Annotated in this window: 17 protein-coding genes and 1 riboswitch; of the genes, 14 read left to right on the top strand and 3 right to left on the bottom strand. The window is 44.6% G+C overall.

Annotation, left to right across the window (positions count from 1 at the left end):
• Positions 1-97 precede the first annotated feature (97 nt).
• Both BM210_RS36175 and BM210_RS36170 read right to left on the bottom strand, forming a co-directional pair.
• Positions 98-814: an MFS transporter gene (locus BM210_RS36175; protein WP_371263426.1), complete on the bottom strand. Its 717-nt coding sequence runs from the start codon at positions 812-814 to the stop codon at positions 98-100.
• Positions 754-1,326: an MFS transporter gene (locus tag BM210_RS36170; protein ID WP_371263425.1), complete on the bottom strand. Its 573-nt coding sequence runs from the start codon at positions 1,324-1,326 to the stop codon at positions 754-756. The genes BM210_RS36175 and BM210_RS36170 overlap by 61 nt, the downstream gene beginning before the upstream one ends.
• A 198-nt stretch (positions 1,327-1,524) precedes the next feature.
• Between BM210_RS36170 and BM210_RS05010 the strand changes: the two genes are divergently transcribed.
• The 8 genes from BM210_RS05010 to sigF all read left to right on the top strand — a co-directional run bounded on the left by BM210_RS05010 (position 1,525) and on the right by sigF (position 8,999).
• Positions 1,525-1,926, top strand: a complete 402-nt coding sequence (locus BM210_RS05010) for a flagellar protein (RefSeq protein WP_091165166.1) — start codon at positions 1,525-1,527, stop codon at positions 1,924-1,926.
• A gap of 238 nt (positions 1,927-2,164) precedes the next feature.
• Positions 2,165-2,542, top strand: coding sequence for a cupredoxin domain-containing protein (locus tag BM210_RS05005; protein WP_091165164.1), 378 nt, complete (start codon positions 2,165-2,167; stop codon positions 2,540-2,542).
• Positions 2,543-2,639: 97 nt separating this feature from the next.
• The gene (locus BM210_RS05000) at positions 2,640-4,397 is read left to right on the top strand and encodes a methyl-accepting chemotaxis protein (protein ID WP_091165162.1); all 1,758 of its coding nucleotides are present in this window, start codon (positions 2,640-2,642) and stop codon (positions 4,395-4,397) included.
• 156 nt (positions 4,398-4,553) lie between these two features.
• Positions 4,554-5,888 (top strand): pyrimidine-nucleoside phosphorylase, encoded by a 1,335-nt coding sequence (locus BM210_RS04995; RefSeq protein ID WP_091165159.1) that lies wholly within the window; start codon positions 4,554-4,556, stop codon positions 5,886-5,888.
• 189 nt (positions 5,889-6,077) lie between these two features.
• Positions 6,078-7,259, top strand: coding sequence for a D-alanyl-D-alanine carboxypeptidase family protein (locus tag BM210_RS04990; RefSeq protein WP_091165155.1), 1,182 nt, complete (start codon positions 6,078-6,080; stop codon positions 7,257-7,259).
• Between the two features lie 174 nt (positions 7,260-7,433).
• Positions 7,434-7,787 carry an anti-sigma F factor antagonist gene (gene spoIIAA, locus BM210_RS04985; RefSeq protein ID WP_091165152.1) on the top strand — a complete coding sequence of 118 codons (354 nt, stop codon included), beginning with the start codon at positions 7,434-7,436 and terminating at the stop codon, positions 7,785-7,787.
• Positions 7,784-8,230, top strand: a complete 447-nt coding sequence (gene spoIIAB / locus BM210_RS04980) for an anti-sigma F factor (protein ID WP_091165150.1) — start codon at positions 7,784-7,786, stop codon at positions 8,228-8,230. Before spoIIAA ends, spoIIAB begins: the two co-directional genes overlap by 4 nt.
• Positions 8,231-8,243: 13 nt before the next feature.
• Positions 8,244-8,999, top strand: a complete 756-nt coding sequence (gene sigF / locus BM210_RS04975; protein ID WP_091165148.1) for an RNA polymerase sporulation sigma factor SigF — start codon at positions 8,244-8,246, stop codon at positions 8,997-8,999.
• 148 nt (positions 9,000-9,147) lie between these two features.
• On the opposite strand, the gene BM210_RS04970 is transcribed toward sigF, so the two are convergent.
• On the bottom strand, positions 9,148-9,360 hold the full coding sequence (locus BM210_RS04970) for a DUF378 domain-containing protein (protein ID WP_091165146.1): 213 nt from the start codon (positions 9,358-9,360) through the stop codon (positions 9,148-9,150).
• A 170-nt stretch (positions 9,361-9,530) separates the two neighbouring features.
• Here BM210_RS04970 and BM210_RS04965 point away from each other — a divergent pair, with 170 nt between their 5' ends.
• The 6 genes from BM210_RS04965 (at position 9,531) to BM210_RS04940 (ending at position 14,799) form a co-directional block, all read left to right on the top strand.
• Positions 9,531-10,169 carry a stage V sporulation protein AA gene (locus BM210_RS04965; protein WP_091165144.1) on the top strand — a complete coding sequence of 213 codons (639 nt, stop codon included), beginning with the start codon at positions 9,531-9,533 and terminating at the stop codon, positions 10,167-10,169.
• On the top strand, positions 10,166-10,591 hold the full coding sequence (locus BM210_RS04960) for a stage V sporulation protein AB (protein WP_091165141.1): 426 nt from the start codon (positions 10,166-10,168) through the stop codon (positions 10,589-10,591). Before BM210_RS04965 ends, BM210_RS04960 begins: the two co-directional genes overlap by 4 nt.
• A gap of 26 nt (positions 10,592-10,617) precedes the next feature.
• Positions 10,618-12,348 carry a spore germination protein gene (locus BM210_RS04955; RefSeq protein ID WP_256223247.1) on the top strand — a complete coding sequence of 577 codons (1,731 nt, stop codon included), beginning with the start codon at positions 10,618-10,620 and terminating at the stop codon, positions 12,346-12,348.
• Positions 12,349-12,433: 85 nt separating this feature from the next.
• Positions 12,434-13,765, top strand: coding sequence for a diaminopimelate decarboxylase (lysA, locus tag BM210_RS04950; RefSeq protein WP_091165137.1), 1,332 nt, complete (start codon positions 12,434-12,436; stop codon positions 13,763-13,765).
• Between the two features lie 142 nt (positions 13,766-13,907).
• Entirely contained in the window at positions 13,908-14,339 is a 432-nt protein-coding gene (locus tag BM210_RS04945) for a peptidylprolyl isomerase (protein WP_091165134.1), read from the top strand.
• A gap of 181 nt (positions 14,340-14,520) precedes the next feature.
• The gene (locus tag BM210_RS04940; protein ID WP_091165133.1) at positions 14,521-14,799 is read left to right on the top strand and encodes a hypothetical protein; all 279 of its coding nucleotides are present in this window, start codon (positions 14,521-14,523) and stop codon (positions 14,797-14,799) included.
• A 287-nt stretch (positions 14,800-15,086) separates the two neighbouring features.
• A riboswitch (FMN riboswitch) is annotated at positions 15,087-15,253 on the top strand.
• Positions 15,254-15,439: the final 186 nt, after the last annotated feature.

Here is a 15,439-nt window from a genome sequence, read left to right as displayed (position 1 = left end):
TGTAACTGTCGCCTTATACAAACATCCCGAACCACAGATAAGTGGAACGGGATGTTTTTTCGTGGAATATGGAAAAATTAAGGTAAGGAATCAGTGATTATTGGGAAACTGACTGTCGGGCCTCTGCTTCTGTAGCCCATTGGGCAAGCTTACGGTCAGAAGGCAGGAAGATCGCAAGCAGCCCGAGAAGCGGTAGGAACGCACACAGCTTAATGACGTAATCGATGCTTGTGGAGTCTGCCAGCATACCCAGCAGAGCAGCACCGAGACCTCCTGCCCCGAAGGCAAGGCCGAAGAAGAGACCGGATACGGTTCCAATGTTGCCAGGAAGCAATTCTTGTGCGTAGACCACATTAACAGAACCGCTCGACATGATTGTAAAGCCGATAATTATGCAGAAAACGATACTGATTTGAAAATTAACGTAAGGAAGCAAAAAAGCGAACGGCAGCGCACCCAGAATCGAGAACCAGATAACGTTTCGACGTCCCCAAAGGTCGGATAAAGGACCACCGAAAAAAGTCCCAGCCGCACCTGCAGCCAAAAAGGCAAATACACACCATTGTGCTTCCTGTACAGAAAGCTGAAAGCGTTCAATAAGATAAAACGAATAAAAACTGGTGATCCCAGCCAAATAAGCCATCTTGGAAGTGAGGATTAGCACTAGAATGGAAATGGCAGCAGTAACTTTGCCACGATTCGTAACAGCCGTACCTTTCGAAGAGCTGCTGCGCTTTTTAACTCTATTAAGGTTCAGATTGCCCCTATACCATTTTGCTGTATAGATTTGAATAGACAGAGCGATTGCTGCCAATAAGGTAAACCAAATAATTCCAAATTGACCAACGGAACAAATATTAATGCGGTCATGATCGGTGCCAAAGCTTGCCCCGCATTGCCCCCTACTTGAAATATGCTTTGTGCCAATCCTCTTCTTGCGCCAGCTGCCAAATAAGCAACCTTAGCTGATTCCGGATGAAATATGGATGACCCGATCCCGACAAGGATAGCCGAACCGAGCATTGTCCAGAAACCGAACGCGAATGCCATACCGATAACACCGATTAAGGTAGCCACAACACCGAGCGGCAGCAGATAAGGCTGAGGCTTTCTGTCACTGTATAAACCAACAGCAGGCTGAAGCACAGAAGCCGTTACATTTAAAGCAAATGCGATCAAACCAAGCTGTGAGTAAGACAATGACAGGGATTCCTTGATAATAGGAAATATGGCGGGAACGATAGATTGAATGGTGTCATTTAACAAATGAACCATACTGACTGCAATCAAAATACCAAATACCGTTTTGTTTGTATTCGCCTGCATAGGACAACCCTCCATCACGATAATTAATTTGGGAAAGTATAGCATACTATGATCTGTTTTTGCTTATTAATTCGTGTAGTAGTTTCTCAGTCATGTAAATGATTTATTTAAATATTTTAATCGATATGTAATAGTACCTACTTTCGTGTTATAATTGGTTCAATAGAACTAAATTATGAATGGTAGGAAGTGACAATCGTGAGTATTTTGATGGTAGCCAATTGTCCCGGTTGCGGTAAAGTATTTCAAAAAAACCTTCGTAATCTATGTCAAGATTGTGTGAAGAATATTCAGAATGAATTCGACGATTGCGACCGTTATCTCCGTAGTAACCGTAAAGCAACTACTGAACAGCTGAGTGAGGCTGTGGGAGTTTCTGTTAAACAAATTATCATTTGGATTAAGGACAAGCGCTTGCCTGTTACCGACTATCCTAACTTAACATACCCTTGCAATAGCTGTAGAGAGCCGATCAGACAACAAGACATGTGCTATCCATGCCGCAGCCGTCTCACCAAAGACATCCGTGAAATGCAGGAAAAGGAAACTAGCAAACTCCATCCAGGCTTTGGTTTCAGAAGTCGGGTGGGTCGTTATTAAATGTAATTTTTAAACTTTCGCCATAAGGTGGAGGTTTTTTTGTTTTTTTGCGTAAATATGATAGAATGTCAAAGGTAACCAGTTGCTGACTGCAAATTGTCACAAACTTTTCACCGGAAGCATCCAAAAGGGAATAGGTAAAGCCCATTTCATTAGGTACAATGTTAGTATACGGATGTATTCCTTTATGGAATTTTGAAGAAGTATTTTTACGCAAAACATTTAGGGGGATTTATTGATGACAAAGTGGATTATGTTTAGTTGTATTATCGTGGCCTGTTTGCTCGGCGCAGGTGTGTTGTTCCAGGATATTTCAGTACGTCAGTCAGAAATGGCTTCACAAGCTCATGCCGGTCCTCAATTGAAATTCATTGCATCGAACTTTCAATTTGATCAAACTGAATATAAAGTGAAAGCTGGCGAGAAAGTGACAGTTTCTCTTTTGAACAAAGAAGGTCTTCATGCATTGGAAATCGTTGGCTTGAACGTAAAGCTGGATGGTACTACCAAATCGGCTGATGTAACTTTTGACAAACCGGGTACTTATGAAGTACATTGCATACTTCCTTGCGGAACCGGTCATGCCAATATGAAATCAACTTTAATTGTCTCATAGGAATATAAAAAAAGAAGCCGAAAAGGCTTCTTTTTTTGTGCGAAAAATAGTATCTTTACCTATATATTGGTTGCGAGAAGGGCGGATAAATATTCATATGATCACATTATTCAGAAAACATTTAGTGCTTCGAATTGTAGCTGCGATCACGGCTGTCATTCTTTTGCTGTCAGGAGGATATATTTTATTGCAAATCCTCAACACGAAGAGTGCTGCTCAGGAGGTTATTACCGATAACGGCATGAGAACAGCTCATAGCTATGCTGCTCAGCTGGATACCCGGCCATATGAGGAGTTTCTGGCGAATCCACAAGAAAATGAGCTTTACTGGAGTCTGCGATCAGAGCTAGACCGTTTTCGCACCCAGATTGGCGCTATGTATGTGTATTTTGTCAGGATAGATGAGCAGCAACAGCCCAAACTTATGATCGATGGTCAGCCGCGCAGCTCGCAAACGGCTTCACCGATCAATGAAGTAACCGATATTCCCAAGGAAGCCATAACAGCTCTTATGATGGGAGAGAATGCTAATTCTCCTTTGATTGAGGACGCCAAATATGGTAAATACATATCTGCCTATGCACCGGTTATGAATGCAAACGGTAAATTGATTGGTGTTTTGGGTATAGATACAGCCGCCACTGTTGTGGATAGTATCACCATGAATGTCTTAGGGAAAAGTATTTACTTTTACATACTCATGCTGGTCGTGACTCTGGTTTGTCTTGGATTCATTGTGTGGTTTGTTGTCCGCGCGCTGCGTCCTCTAAGGGTGATTACCTCTAGTGCCGAAAGTATGGCAACAGGTGATCTGGCACAGGCCAAAGCCATTTTATTATCGAACCCAGTCAAATCGCAAGACGAAATTGGAACTGCCTATCAGGCCATGATCATGATGTCAGGAAATTTGAACGAAATCATACGCACGATCGTATCCAAGATTGCTCAAACCTCCGATCAGATGGTTTCCTCATCAGCAAGGTTTAAGAAGGACGCTGTCGTTATGCTGGATATGAACGCTATTATTAGAGAAACGATACAGCAAATTATGAATGGCGCTCGTTCCCAAAAGCTGAGTGCGGATGACAGCTCCCTTGCGATGGAGGAGATTGCAGTCGGTATCCAGCGCATAGCGGAATCTTCAATGACGGTTTCCGATGCGGCGGTCAGCGCGCTTGAGGTCGCAGCAGCAGGCAAGGATACGAGCTTTAAGATGAAGCATCAAATTGATAGTATTTCTTCAAAGGCCGGGGAAGCTGTTGCGAGTGTTACTGATTTAAAACAATATTCGTCAAAAATAGAAGATGTTTTAAGCGCAATAACCGATTTTTCCAATCAAACGAAGCTGCTTGCATTAAATGCTTCCATTGAAGCAGCTCGTGCAGGTGAGCACGGGAAAGGGTTTGCGGTTGTCGCTGGAGAAGTACGCAAGCTTGCAGAAGCATCCTTTGCCTCTGTGCAATCTATAGCATCCTTGCTCCATAATATTGAACAGGAATCCCAACGAATTGGCGACAAAATGGATGATGTCGCGAGTGAGATCCAGGAGGGGGTCGCCTTATCCGAACAGGCTGAGCAGTCTTTTGAACGTGTTGTTGAAGTGTTTCGTCTGGTTACGATGCAAATTCAGGAGGTATCAGCTGCTGCACAGCAAATGTCTGCTGGTTCCGAGGAGGTTGCGGCTTCTGTCAACGGTATAGCCTATATTGCCAAGGAGGTTTCCGAACAGACCGATCACATCCATGATTTAACGAATCAGCAGCTTGATAAGATGCGCCATGTTGCGGATGCGTCTTCGATATTGAGTGGTATGACCCAGGATATGATACAAGCTGTTCAGCAGGTAAAAGTGTAGGAGCTCGTTAGCTTGCTTATTCCTATAATGTCGGGTTTCGAGATGGAGCTGCCAAGTCTTTTACGGGCAGCACTTTATGAGGATTGATTAGGAGTCTGTTCCCGTCTATGATAAAATTCAACTATGGATTCAAACAAAAAGATGAGGTGGCAAACGATGAGAACAGTTGATATTATTCAAAAAAAACGTGATGCTGAGCCGTTAACGACAGCGGAAATCGACTATATAATTCAAGGCTATACGAAGGGAGAAATACCCGATTACCAATTATCAGCTTGGGCGATGGCGGTATATTTCAACGGAATGACCGCTAAAGAAACGGCAGATTTGACTTTGGCCATGGCGCGCTCAGGCGATCAGGCGGAGCTCGGCTCCATTCCCGGGGTAAAGGTGGATAAGCACAGCACAGGTGGTGTCGGCGACACGACAACATTGATTCTGGCTCCTCTGGTGGCAGCTGCTGGTGTACCTGTAGCCAAGATGTCAGGTCGCGGCCTTGGTCACACAGGGGGAACGATCGACAAGCTGGAAGCTATCGAGGGCTTTAAGGTGGAGCTCAGCAAAGATCAATTTTTGCAGCAGGTTACCGATATCGGAGTTGCTGTAATCGGCCAATCCGGCAATATGACACCTGCAGACAAAAAGCTGTATGGTCTTCGTGACGTGACGGCTACGATTGAATCCATTCCATTAATTGCAAGCTCCATCATGAGCAAGAAGATCGCTTCGGGAGCGGATGCGATTGTACTGGATGTAAAAACCGGCAATGGTGCTTTTATGAAGTCTTTGGATGATTCGATAAAGCTGGCTCAGGCGATGGTGGAAATCGGTGAAGAGGTCGGCAGAGAAACTGTAGCTGTAATCACCAATATGGATGAACCGCTAGGCGAAGCGATAGGCAATGCGCTTGAAGTCCGTGAAGCCATAGAAACGCTTCAGGGCAGGGGACCTGCCGATTTGACGGAGCTTTGTATCGTACTGTCTGCACATATGGTCGTGCTTGGTGGCAAAGCGTCAACTTATGAAGAGGCCAAGGTTAAGGTGACAGAGCTGCTGCATAATGGGGCTGCCCTAGCCAAACTGAAGCAGCTTGTAAGCGCACAGGGCGGGAATGAAGCGACCATGGATAATCCAGAGCTATTAGTGTCCGCGCCTTATCAGGTGCCTGTAGTGGCCATAGAGGATGGTACGGTGTCCAGGATTGACGCTGAGGCTCTGGGCGTTACCGCGATGATGCTTGGAGCCGGTAGAGCGACTAAAGAGGATCAGATTGATCTGGCGGTTGGAATAGTGCTGCGTAAAAAAGTGGGTGATCCCGTTAAGTCTGGCGAGACGTTAGCAGATCTGTATATGAACAACAATGAGCCGATGTTTACAGAGGATATGACACAACGTACACGTTCCGCGTTTACCATTGTCTCAGGCAGCGCTGCCAGATCTCCGCTTATTTATGCGATTGTTTCCAAGAACGGCGTCGAGATGATTAAATAATACTTATCCGTTTATTTCATAGGCTGGACTGAGCACCCTTTGCTTCGATAAGAAAGGGTGCTTTTTTGCGCTTCCTGCGGATAGGAGGATTTCCTGTTTTCATTTTCCAACGTTTGGAATATTTAAACGGAATTTCGTCAACAATGAATAGAAGCAGTTTAACCTTTAGGATGGAGGGATAAAAGAGGTATGTTTACGAAAACAATGAGGCTGTTGCTATGCATTCATTTACTAGTGGCGTGTAGTTTACCTATGGCTTGGGCTGAAGAAAAGCAGTCTCCAAATCAGGTTGTAGATTTGGCTCCGAACGCATCTTCAGCGGTTACTATGGATGTGGACTCGGGTACGGTCATATTTGAAAAAAACAAGGATTCCAAGCTGCCGCCTGCGAGTATTACCAAAATCATGACGATGCTGCTCGTGATGGAAGCTTTGGATCAAGGTAAGATCAAGATGACTGATAAGGTGCGTACCAGCGAATATGCAGCTTCGATGGGAGGCTCGCAAATCTTTCTTGAGCCGGGTGAGGAAATGACGGTACAAGATATGATGAAGGGAATTGCAATGGCATCAGGTAATGATGCTTCGGTAGCAATGGCCGAAAAGCTTGCCGGCTCGGAGCAAGCTTTTGTGCAGATGATGAATGCACGTGCGGCCCAGCTGGGGATGAAAAACACTCATTTTGTCAACTGCAACGGTCTTCCAGCAGACAATCATTATTCCTCCGCTAACGATATTGCTTTGATGTCTCGTGAGCTGTTGAAGCATGAGGAAATCACACAATTCACAGGGACGTACCAGGATTATTTGCGTAAGGATACGGCTAAACCTTTTTGGCTCGTAAATACGAATAAATTGGTTCGCTTTTATAGCGGTGCTGATGGATTGAAAACGGGCTATACAAGCGAGGCGAAGTTTTGCCTTGCTGCTACGGCCAAACGGGATAATTTTCGAATTATTACGGTTGTTATGGGTGAACCGAATACCAAAACCCGCAATGCCGAGGTGTCCAATCTGTTCGATTATGCTTTTTCGCAATATATGAGCTATCCGATTTACAAAACCGGTGACACTATTGGCGAGCTGAAGGTTAGTAAGGGCATGCAATCTGTAGTGCCGCTTACGGCCAAACATTCCTACAGTATGCTGCTGAAGAAGGGTGAAGCTGGAGATGGTATTCGCCATGAGGTACAGCTGCTGTCGGATTTGAAAGCGCCGATTGCCATTGGTCAGCCCATAGGTAAGATCGTTGTGTATAAAGGCGATCAGGTGCTCTCCGAATTTCCATTGGAGTCATCGATTGAAGTAAGCAAGGCAGGCTGGTGGGTGCTGATGAAACGGAGCGCCAAACATTTGTTTTTTATAGATTAAGTTGATGCAAGCTTTTTGACAAATGAATGACCAAACTGCTTGTGCAGGCTGGCTGCTTCCCAATCATGTCGCATTTCTTTACTTTCTGGCACATTTCTTCTAGTTTTGTCGAGTGGCAGGAAAAGGGAATTCCTGTGTAGAAATGGTGTGCATGAAAGGGAAGGAGTGAGCAGCGTGAGTCTGCATATTGAAATCGAGCATCACCATACGGCACTTATTGTCAGGCTGAAGGGTGAATTGGACCATCACACGGCTGAGACCGTCAAGTTGCGCATGGAAGAGGCTCTGAATAAGAGTAAAGTCAACCATATGATCCTGAGCTTTAAGGAATTGTCCTTTATGGATAGCTCCGGTCTTGGGGTCATTCTGGGACGCTATAAGCAAATTAAGGCTAGAGATGGAAGGCTCGTTGTTTGCGATCTAAACCCGGCTGTATATCGACTGCTTGAAATGTCGGGGTTATTTAAAATTGTGTCCATTTATGATAACGAAAAACAAGCGCTCGGCAGTTTGGAGGCCGTATCATGAGTGAACGGAATTTTATGACTATTCAGTTTGCCAGTCGTTCCGAAAATGAATCCTTTGCCCGAGTTACGGTGGCGGCTTTTGTATCGCAGCTTGACCCGACTCTGGATGAATTAACGGATATGAAAACCGTCGTTTCCGAGGCAGTCACCAATGCGATTATTCATGGGTATGACAATCGTCCTGACTGTGTAGTTATGATTGAAGCAGAAATCGAGGATGACACCTTATATTTAACGATTGAGGATCAAGGTGCGGGGATTGCCGATTTGGAACAGGCGAAGCAGCCGTTGTATACGACGAAGCCGGAGCTTGAACGCTCGGGAATGGGTTTTACGATCATGGAAAATTTTATGGATGAGATCGAAGTGACAACAGCCATCGGCGTCGGTACAAAAATCAAAATGAAAAAGCGAATTGAATCTAAAAAAGCTTTGTTCAATTAGGGGTCGATTCTATATGGATGTCGATTTGAAACATGCCTCTCACCGATACCTGGATGATAGCGAAGTCAAGCGCTTAATTGCATTAAGTCAATCTGGTGATACCCTTGCCAGAGAAACACTGGTCAACTGTAATATCCGTCTGGTTTGGTCGGTCGTGCAGCGATTTTTGAACCGGGGCTATGAGGCCGATGATTTGTTCCAAATTGGCTGCATCGGATTGCTCAAATCCGTCGATAAATTTGATTTATCCTATGATGTGAAATTTTCTACGTATGCGGTACCGATGATTATCGGTGAAATCCAGAGGTTTCTTAGAGATGACGGTACGCTCAAGGTAAGCCGTTCGCTGAAGGAGCTTGCTAATAAAATCCGTAAAACCAAGGACGAATTATCGAAGAATAATGGCCGTCTGCCAACGATCAAGGAAGTTGCTGCCGAACTGCAGATCACCCCGGAAGAAGTGGTGTTTGCTCAGGAAGCGAATAAGCCGCTCGCCTCAATTCACGAAACGGTGTTTGAAAACGATGGGGACCCGATAACGCTGATTGATCAAATTGCTGATGAAGGCCAGGATAAATGGTTTGAAAAACTCGCTTTGAATGAAGCTATCGGAACGTTGAACGAACGGGAACGGTTAATTGTATATCTCAGGTATTATCGAGATCAGACTCAATCTGAGGTAGCGAACCGACTAGGCATCTCGCAGGTTCAAGTATCCAGGCTGGAGAAAAAAATATTGCAAACGATCAAGGATCAAATTGCCCAGTAAGCAAACCATTAAAACCTTTAGCTCAAACCGTATGCAGATTCCCCTTCAACGTTGGAGGGTGGATTGACAAAGAAAATGGCCTTCAAACCTCAGGTTTGAAGGCTATATTTTTGATAAGGTTAAACTTTCTTCGAATTCAACCACGCTTTTATCTGGCTCTCTTCGTTTCATCCATAAATAAATATTTCAGGCAGTACAGACCGCACAAGCCTACAATTGCGTACACGATACGGCTGAAGCCCGAGGATGCGCGATGAACTTCCCCACCGAATATCGCTGTAACCAGGTCCCATTGAAATAATCCAATCAGCAGCCAGTTCAAAGCACCAATAATGACGAGCGTCAAAGCAAATTTTCCCATAATCCCAAACTCCCTTCTTTCTAGCAGGATTTACGACCTTACGATTACTTTCCCATAAAAAGCAAAAACTTATACAAGCATCAAGAGAATTATTGCCAAAGCCTTTGGCGATTAGGAGTTGCGCTTTTTTTTCATACTATGGGTTAAATACGCAAGGGAAGTGATGGGGCATGATAACCGGTACTGCAGGTACAACTTTGTATATCCGTTTACGCAAAAGAATGTGTATACGACGGGGAGATCCGGTTGTACTCGGTGATGTCGCGCAAATGCTGGTTGATGCCGAATACGAGCCCTCCTTGCAAATGCTGTTGCTGCATCGTCCACGGGAACATGAAGGCAGCATGCTGCTAATCGATATGATGCTCATTGTGAGTAAAATAAAAAAACGCTACCCTTTCATGCAAATTGAGCATTTTGGCGAGCCGCATTGTCTGATCGAAATCAAGGATGAGCGCAAGCCGCCGAGGTTGATATGGATTGCTCTTGTCTGGCTGCTTCTGTTCGTCGGTTCGGGCCTGGCCATTATGAACTTTCATGCAGATGTCAGCATGGGGGTTGTCCATCAACGTATTTACAGGCTGCTTACTGGGGAATGGGTTGAATACCCGCTGCTATTGCAAATTCCATATTCAATTGGAATTGGTGTGGGGATGATCATATTTTTCAATCATCTGTTCAAAAAGAAATTTAATGAGGAACCAAGCCCACTTGAAGTAGAAATGTTTATGTATCAGGAAAATGTAAATCATTACGTCATAACGGAGGAATACTGCAGAATCCATGATGCGGAGGATGAGCACAAATGAACCTATGGTGGCTGATTCCCGTACAGCTGTTTATTGGATTGGCAGGCGGAATCGCTGTAGGTAGTGGGATGGTTGCTTTTCTTGTTGTGCTGGATATCATTCCGCGGCTGGCACAAATTACACGTTCTTATCGATTCATTCGTGCTTATGAATGGTCGGTTATTGGTGGTTCGCTATTTTTTACAGTGTCTGATTTCTTCGTGTGGTCATTTTCATTGCATCCGTTCACTGCGATTTTACTGGGATTGTTGGCAGGCGGGTTTGTTGGCATGCTGGCAGGTGCATTAACGGAGGTTATGAACGTACTGCCCATCCTCGCCAAACGGGTAGGGATGGCGTCCTATATGTTGTGGCTGCTGATGGCTATGGTGTTTGGAAAAGTGCTGGGGTCATTACTCGATTGGCTGCATGTCTTGGGCTAATTAATAATAGGTGAGGTGGTATGGCTATGAAAAAATTATGGATTCGTCCGAAGCTGATAAAAGGAACAGCTGGGAAACCGTCTGAACAGACAGACGACAAGCCTCTCAACATTGATGCCGAAGGAAATATTAGTCAACCGGATAACCAGAAGCAATCCAATGTAAAACAGCAGGAGGGCACGAAACAAAAAGCAGAACCGCAATCGCAACATAATGAGTTGAATTCTAAGCAAAAACCGGACAAAGAGGACCGAATACCTACAGAATTTGAAGCTTTAAAAAAGATATTGGAGAAAAGGGTTGGCTTAAATACCAGCTTTGATGTCGTATTTCGTGAGATGGTATTTGGCGGAAAAAAGGCAGGCATATTCTATTACAACGGATTTGCCAAGGACAACGTGCTTACAATGGTTCTGGACCGCTTGTCTACGGCGGAGCATGTTAGTGATAACGCTAAGGATGAGGCGATCACAGACATCCCGATTCAACATCAGAACGGACATTCCGTGGGACAAGACACGATACAGCTGTTCATGGACGCTCTGATTCCGCATATTCAGGTAAAGCAGACAGATAAATTGAATGAGGTCATTGATGATGTAGCGATGGGAGCTTCCGGATTTTTCTTTGAAGGGTCCGCCGCGGCAATTATTGTTGATGCCAAAATATTCCCGGTTCGCTCGACGGAGGAACCGGATTTGGAACGGGTTGTAAGGGGCTCGCGTGACGGTTTTGTGGAAACGCTGCTCACCAATGTTACACTGGTCAGGCGGCGGATTCGCGACCCGCGGTTAAAGCTTGAAATGCTCCATGTTGGCCGACGTACTCACACGGACGTGTGTCTTGCGTATATTGATGATATTTGTGATCCTGCTTTGGTCGAATCGATTCGTGACAAAATCAAAAAAATCGAGGTTGAAGGTATACCTCTAGCGGAAAAGCAGCTGGAAGAAGCGATAGTGGGCAAAAGCTGGAATCCGTATCCGATGGTTCGGTATTCGGAGCGGCCGGATGTCATATCGGTTCATCTGCTTGAAGGGCATGTCACCTTATTTGTTGATACTTCGCCAAGTGTTATCATTTTACCGACTACTTTTTTTCATCATGTGCAGCATGCAGAGGAGTATCGGCAAACGCCAATGGCAGGAACGTACCTGCGTTGGGTTCGATTTCTAGGAATTGCGGCATCGTTGTTTCTACTGCCCCTCTGGTTTCTGCTGGTGAGTTCACCGGAGCTGAAGCCACTCGGCATGGAGTTTATCGGACCACAAGAAGCCGTAAAGCTGCCGCTCTTAGTGCAATTTTTAATTGCGGAGCTTGGGATCGACTTGATGCGAATGGCTGCTGTCCACACGCCTGCCCCGCTTACAACAGCAATGGGCTTGGTGGCCGCCGTGCTGGTCGGTGAAGTTGCAGTAAAGACCGGATTGTTCGTAAACGAGGTTATCTTATATTTAGCGGTAGCAGCTGTGGGTACCTTTGCGACACCAAGCTATGAGCTTGGGCTTGCCAATAGATTGACTCGACTTGCTCTTCTGATTGCGGCAGCGATATGGAAGGTTCCGGGTTTTGTCATCGTTTCCTCACTATGGATGATTTATCTAGCTACGCGAAGATCCTATAACGCCCCTTATTTATGGCCGTTCATACCGTTTAATGTGAAGGCTATGCGGGAAATTGTGCTTCGTAGGCCATTCCTTGCGGTTAAGACCAGAATGAGTTTAACCAAACCTACGGATAGCACCAGACAACCATGAGCAGGGAGGGCTCAATACATATTGTCAGCTCATGCCTCACTATGGTATTTTAGATATAATGTCAACGGGGAGAGGGAAATTAACTATGTACTTGCATGGAACGAGCACAATTAACGATTATGGGCATTTGCAAATTGGTGGATGCGACACAACAGAGCTAGTAGAGCGCTTTGGAACTCCGTTGTATGTTATGGATGAATCATTGATTCGTCAAAGATGTCGTGAATATGTTGAAGCTTTTCGCGAAACAGGGTTGAAATTTCAGGTTGCCTACGCAAGTAAAGCATTTTGTGTAATGGCGATGTGCCGTGTAGTAGAAGAAGAGGGAATGTCCTTAGATATTGTTTCAGACGGGGAGCTGTATACAGCACTTCAGGCTGGATTCCCAGCCGAACGAATTCATTTTCATGGTAATAATAAGACGCCAATGGAAATTGAAATGGCCATTGATGCAGGGATTGGCTGTTTTGTGGTCGATAATTTGGTTGAGCTTCATATGTTAAATGCCATTGCAGGCCAGAAGCGTCAGAGAGTGAAAATTTTATTCCGTATCACGCCTGGTGTTGAGGCTCATACGCATGACTATATTTCTACAGGTCAAACGGATTCAAAATTTGGATTGGATTTGGATAACGGTTCAGCTTACCATGCTATTGAGGAAGCCTCAAAGCTGTCTAATATCGAGCTTCTGGGCGTTCATTCACATATCGGGTCGCAAATTTTTGAGGTACAAGGTTTTCAAATGGCTGTTGATAAAGTAATAGGTTTTGCGGCTAAGGTCCGTGATGAATTGAACGTTGTGTTCTCCGTAATTAATCTGGGAGGCGGTTTCGGTATTCGTTACGTTGATGGCGATACACCACTGCCGATTGCTCAATATGTCAAAGCGATTGCCGAATCCATTAGCAGCAACTTCAGTCGTTATGATTATCCGACACCGGAAATATGGGTGGAGCCGGGCCGCAGTATCGTTGGAGATTCTGGGACAACCTTGTACACAGTAGGTACGCACAAGGATATTCCCGGAGTTCGCAAATATGTGGCTGTTGACGGCGGAATGACCGACAACCCACGTCCTGCTTTGTATCAATCCCGTTATGAGGCGATGCTTGCGAATCGGGCTACCGAGAAAGATGAAGAGCTTGTATCGATAGCAGGTAAATGCTGTGAGAGTGGAGATATGCTGATTTGGGATGTCAAGCTTCCTGAGGTTCATTCTGGGGATGTTTTGGCGGTATCCTGCACAGGCGCTTACAATTACGCAATGGCGAGCAATTATAACCGGATTCGCCGTCCTGCGGTCGTATTTGTGAATAATGGTGAAGCTGAGGTTGTGGTGGAACGTGAGTCGTACGAAAATATTGTCGGCAATGACCGTATCCCAGCGAGAATGAAGCAAACCACGAAGTCTTTGTAGTTCACAGATCAACAAAATGATCAGGAGCCGAATCCATAGCAGAAGGGTTTTATGTTCTGGTTGATGGCATTTGTGCAGAGCTGCAGGATGTAGTACAATAAAACACATTGAACAGGAAGATCACAAAGGAGTGTCAATTTACATGTCAAAACAAGCACAAATCAAACTTGCCAATGGTGAAGAAGTCATTATCGAATTATTTGAAAAGGATGCACCCAACACAGTAGCGAACTTTGAAAAATTAGCGAATGATGGTTTCTATGATGGTCTCGTATTTCATCGTGTGATTCCTGGCTTTATGGCACAAGGCGGTTGTCCTACGGGGACAGGCACTGGCGGTCCAGGCTACAAGATCAACTGCGAAATCAACCCAAACAAACATGAGCGTGGAACACTGGCTATGGCGCATGCAGGCCGTAATACGGGTGGAAGCCAGTTCTACATTTGCTATAATCCACAACCACATCTGGATGGACAACATACTGTGTTCGGTAAAGTAACTTCGGGTATGGAACATGTTGATCAATTTAAAGGCAGAGACAAAATGGAATCTGTCAAAGTGGTAGAAGTTTAATTACTGCAAAGGCTTCCGGTCCTTATGAAATTATGGCCGAGTTCCCTTAAATAAGGGAGCTTGGCTTTTTCTTGTTGAATTGTATTTTAATAAATGATCCTAATCTATCATGTAAATGACTTCCATATGTGCTATATTGACAAGGATTGTTAGTAGCAGGTGAGAAAGTGAGGTCAATCACATGGATAACGCGAAATACATAGCTTCAATTGAGCATATGGACGGTACGGTCAAGACTATTAAAGAAATTTCAATATTTTGTGATCTATCCACTTCACCGAATGTCGGGGATTTTATTGAAGCATTTAAGGAGCTTGGCTTGGATATGGAGCTTAAGGACTATATCAATATGGTGTTTGTTCCTGTAGACCGTACTAGTAATGATCATGTATCGATTCGCATTATCCGGACCTTCAAGGATTTAACGTATTCCCAGAAATTTGTGAGTAAAAGAAAATAAAGCGGTAGGACTCATAATCAACAATATAACAAAAAACCTTATTTAATAAGGTTTTTTTGCATTTTCACTGGAATCCAATCCTAGTTGGCCATCGATCTATAATTAATCGGATAACCATTCAATAAGTTTATGTCCAAGTGTGCTATCGTTGCAATTTGTGCAGCTATCGATTGACATTTCCACTTGAATAAAATTCTCACTGTTGCAATTTCGAGAAAATGATGTTAAAATTCTGTCAAAGTATTTTCCAACCTACTTAGTAGGAATTTCAAACAACATAATATGATGTTTTCCTTCGGGGCGGGGTGCAATTCCCCACCGGCGGTGATATAAGACGCTTAACTGCGTTTTGTTCAGTCCGTGACCCGTGGGCTTCAGCTTAACCGCTGCAGTCACCGGTGGACTTGGTGAAAATCCGAGACCGACAGTATAGTCTGGATGGGAGAAGGGAAAACGTGGACGCTGGTATTTGTCGTGGGTTGTTATGAAACCAACTGCAGCATGTTAAGAAAAATGGGTTAATAGCCTGTTCAATTTGTGTTGCCTGGGAGTATCAATCACTTAGATGCGCTATCACTCTGCGTTTTTTTCGTAATTCTTTCACAAGCCCCTTCTGGAAATGAAGAGGGCTTTTTTTGAT

This window comes from Paenibacillus sp. 1_12 (assembly GCF_900114475.1).
Lineage (GTDB): Bacteria > Bacillota > Bacilli > Paenibacillales > NBRC-103111 > Paenibacillus_S.
The sequence above is the reverse complement of the archived record's forward strand: the minus strand, read 5'-3'. Positions and strand labels throughout refer to the sequence as shown.

Bases quoted from the DNA above. Each gene is read 5' to 3' on its own strand.
- BM210_RS04970 (WP_091165146.1), bottom strand. From the start codon at position 9,360: ATGGGAAAATTTGCTTTGACGCTCGTCATTATTGGTGCTTTGAACTGG.
- BM210_RS36170 (WP_371263425.1), bottom strand. From the start codon at position 1,326: ATGCAGGCGAATACAAACAAAACGGTATTTGGTATTTTGATTGCAGTC.
- BM210_RS04995 (WP_091165159.1), top strand. From the start codon at position 4,554: ATGAGAACAGTTGATATTATTCAAAAAAAACGTGATGCTGAGCCGTTA.
- sigF (WP_091165148.1), top strand. From the start codon at position 8,244: ATGGATGTCGATTTGAAACATGCCTCTCACCGATACCTGGATGATAGC.
- BM210_RS04965 (WP_091165144.1), top strand. From the start codon at position 9,531: ATGATAACCGGTACTGCAGGTACAACTTTGTATATCCGTTTACGCAAA.
- BM210_RS05000 (WP_091165162.1), top strand. From the start codon at position 2,640: ATGATCACATTATTCAGAAAACATTTAGTGCTTCGAATTGTAGCTGCG.
- BM210_RS04940 (WP_091165133.1), top strand. From the start codon at position 14,521: ATGGATAACGCGAAATACATAGCTTCAATTGAGCATATGGACGGTACG.
- BM210_RS04960 (WP_091165141.1), top strand. From the start codon at position 10,166: ATGAACCTATGGTGGCTGATTCCCGTACAGCTGTTTATTGGATTGGCA.
- BM210_RS04990 (WP_091165155.1), top strand. From the start codon at position 6,078: ATGTTTACGAAAACAATGAGGCTGTTGCTATGCATTCATTTACTAGTG.
- lysA (WP_091165137.1), top strand. From the start codon at position 12,434: ATGTACTTGCATGGAACGAGCACAATTAACGATTATGGGCATTTGCAA.
- spoIIAB (WP_091165150.1), top strand. From the start codon at position 7,784: ATGAGTGAACGGAATTTTATGACTATTCAGTTTGCCAGTCGTTCCGAA.
- BM210_RS05005 (WP_091165164.1), top strand. From the start codon at position 2,165: ATGACAAAGTGGATTATGTTTAGTTGTATTATCGTGGCCTGTTTGCTC.
- BM210_RS04955 (WP_256223247.1), top strand. From the start codon at position 10,618: ATGAAAAAATTATGGATTCGTCCGAAGCTGATAAAAGGAACAGCTGGG.
- BM210_RS04945 (WP_091165134.1), top strand. From the start codon at position 13,908: ATGTCAAAACAAGCACAAATCAAACTTGCCAATGGTGAAGAAGTCATT.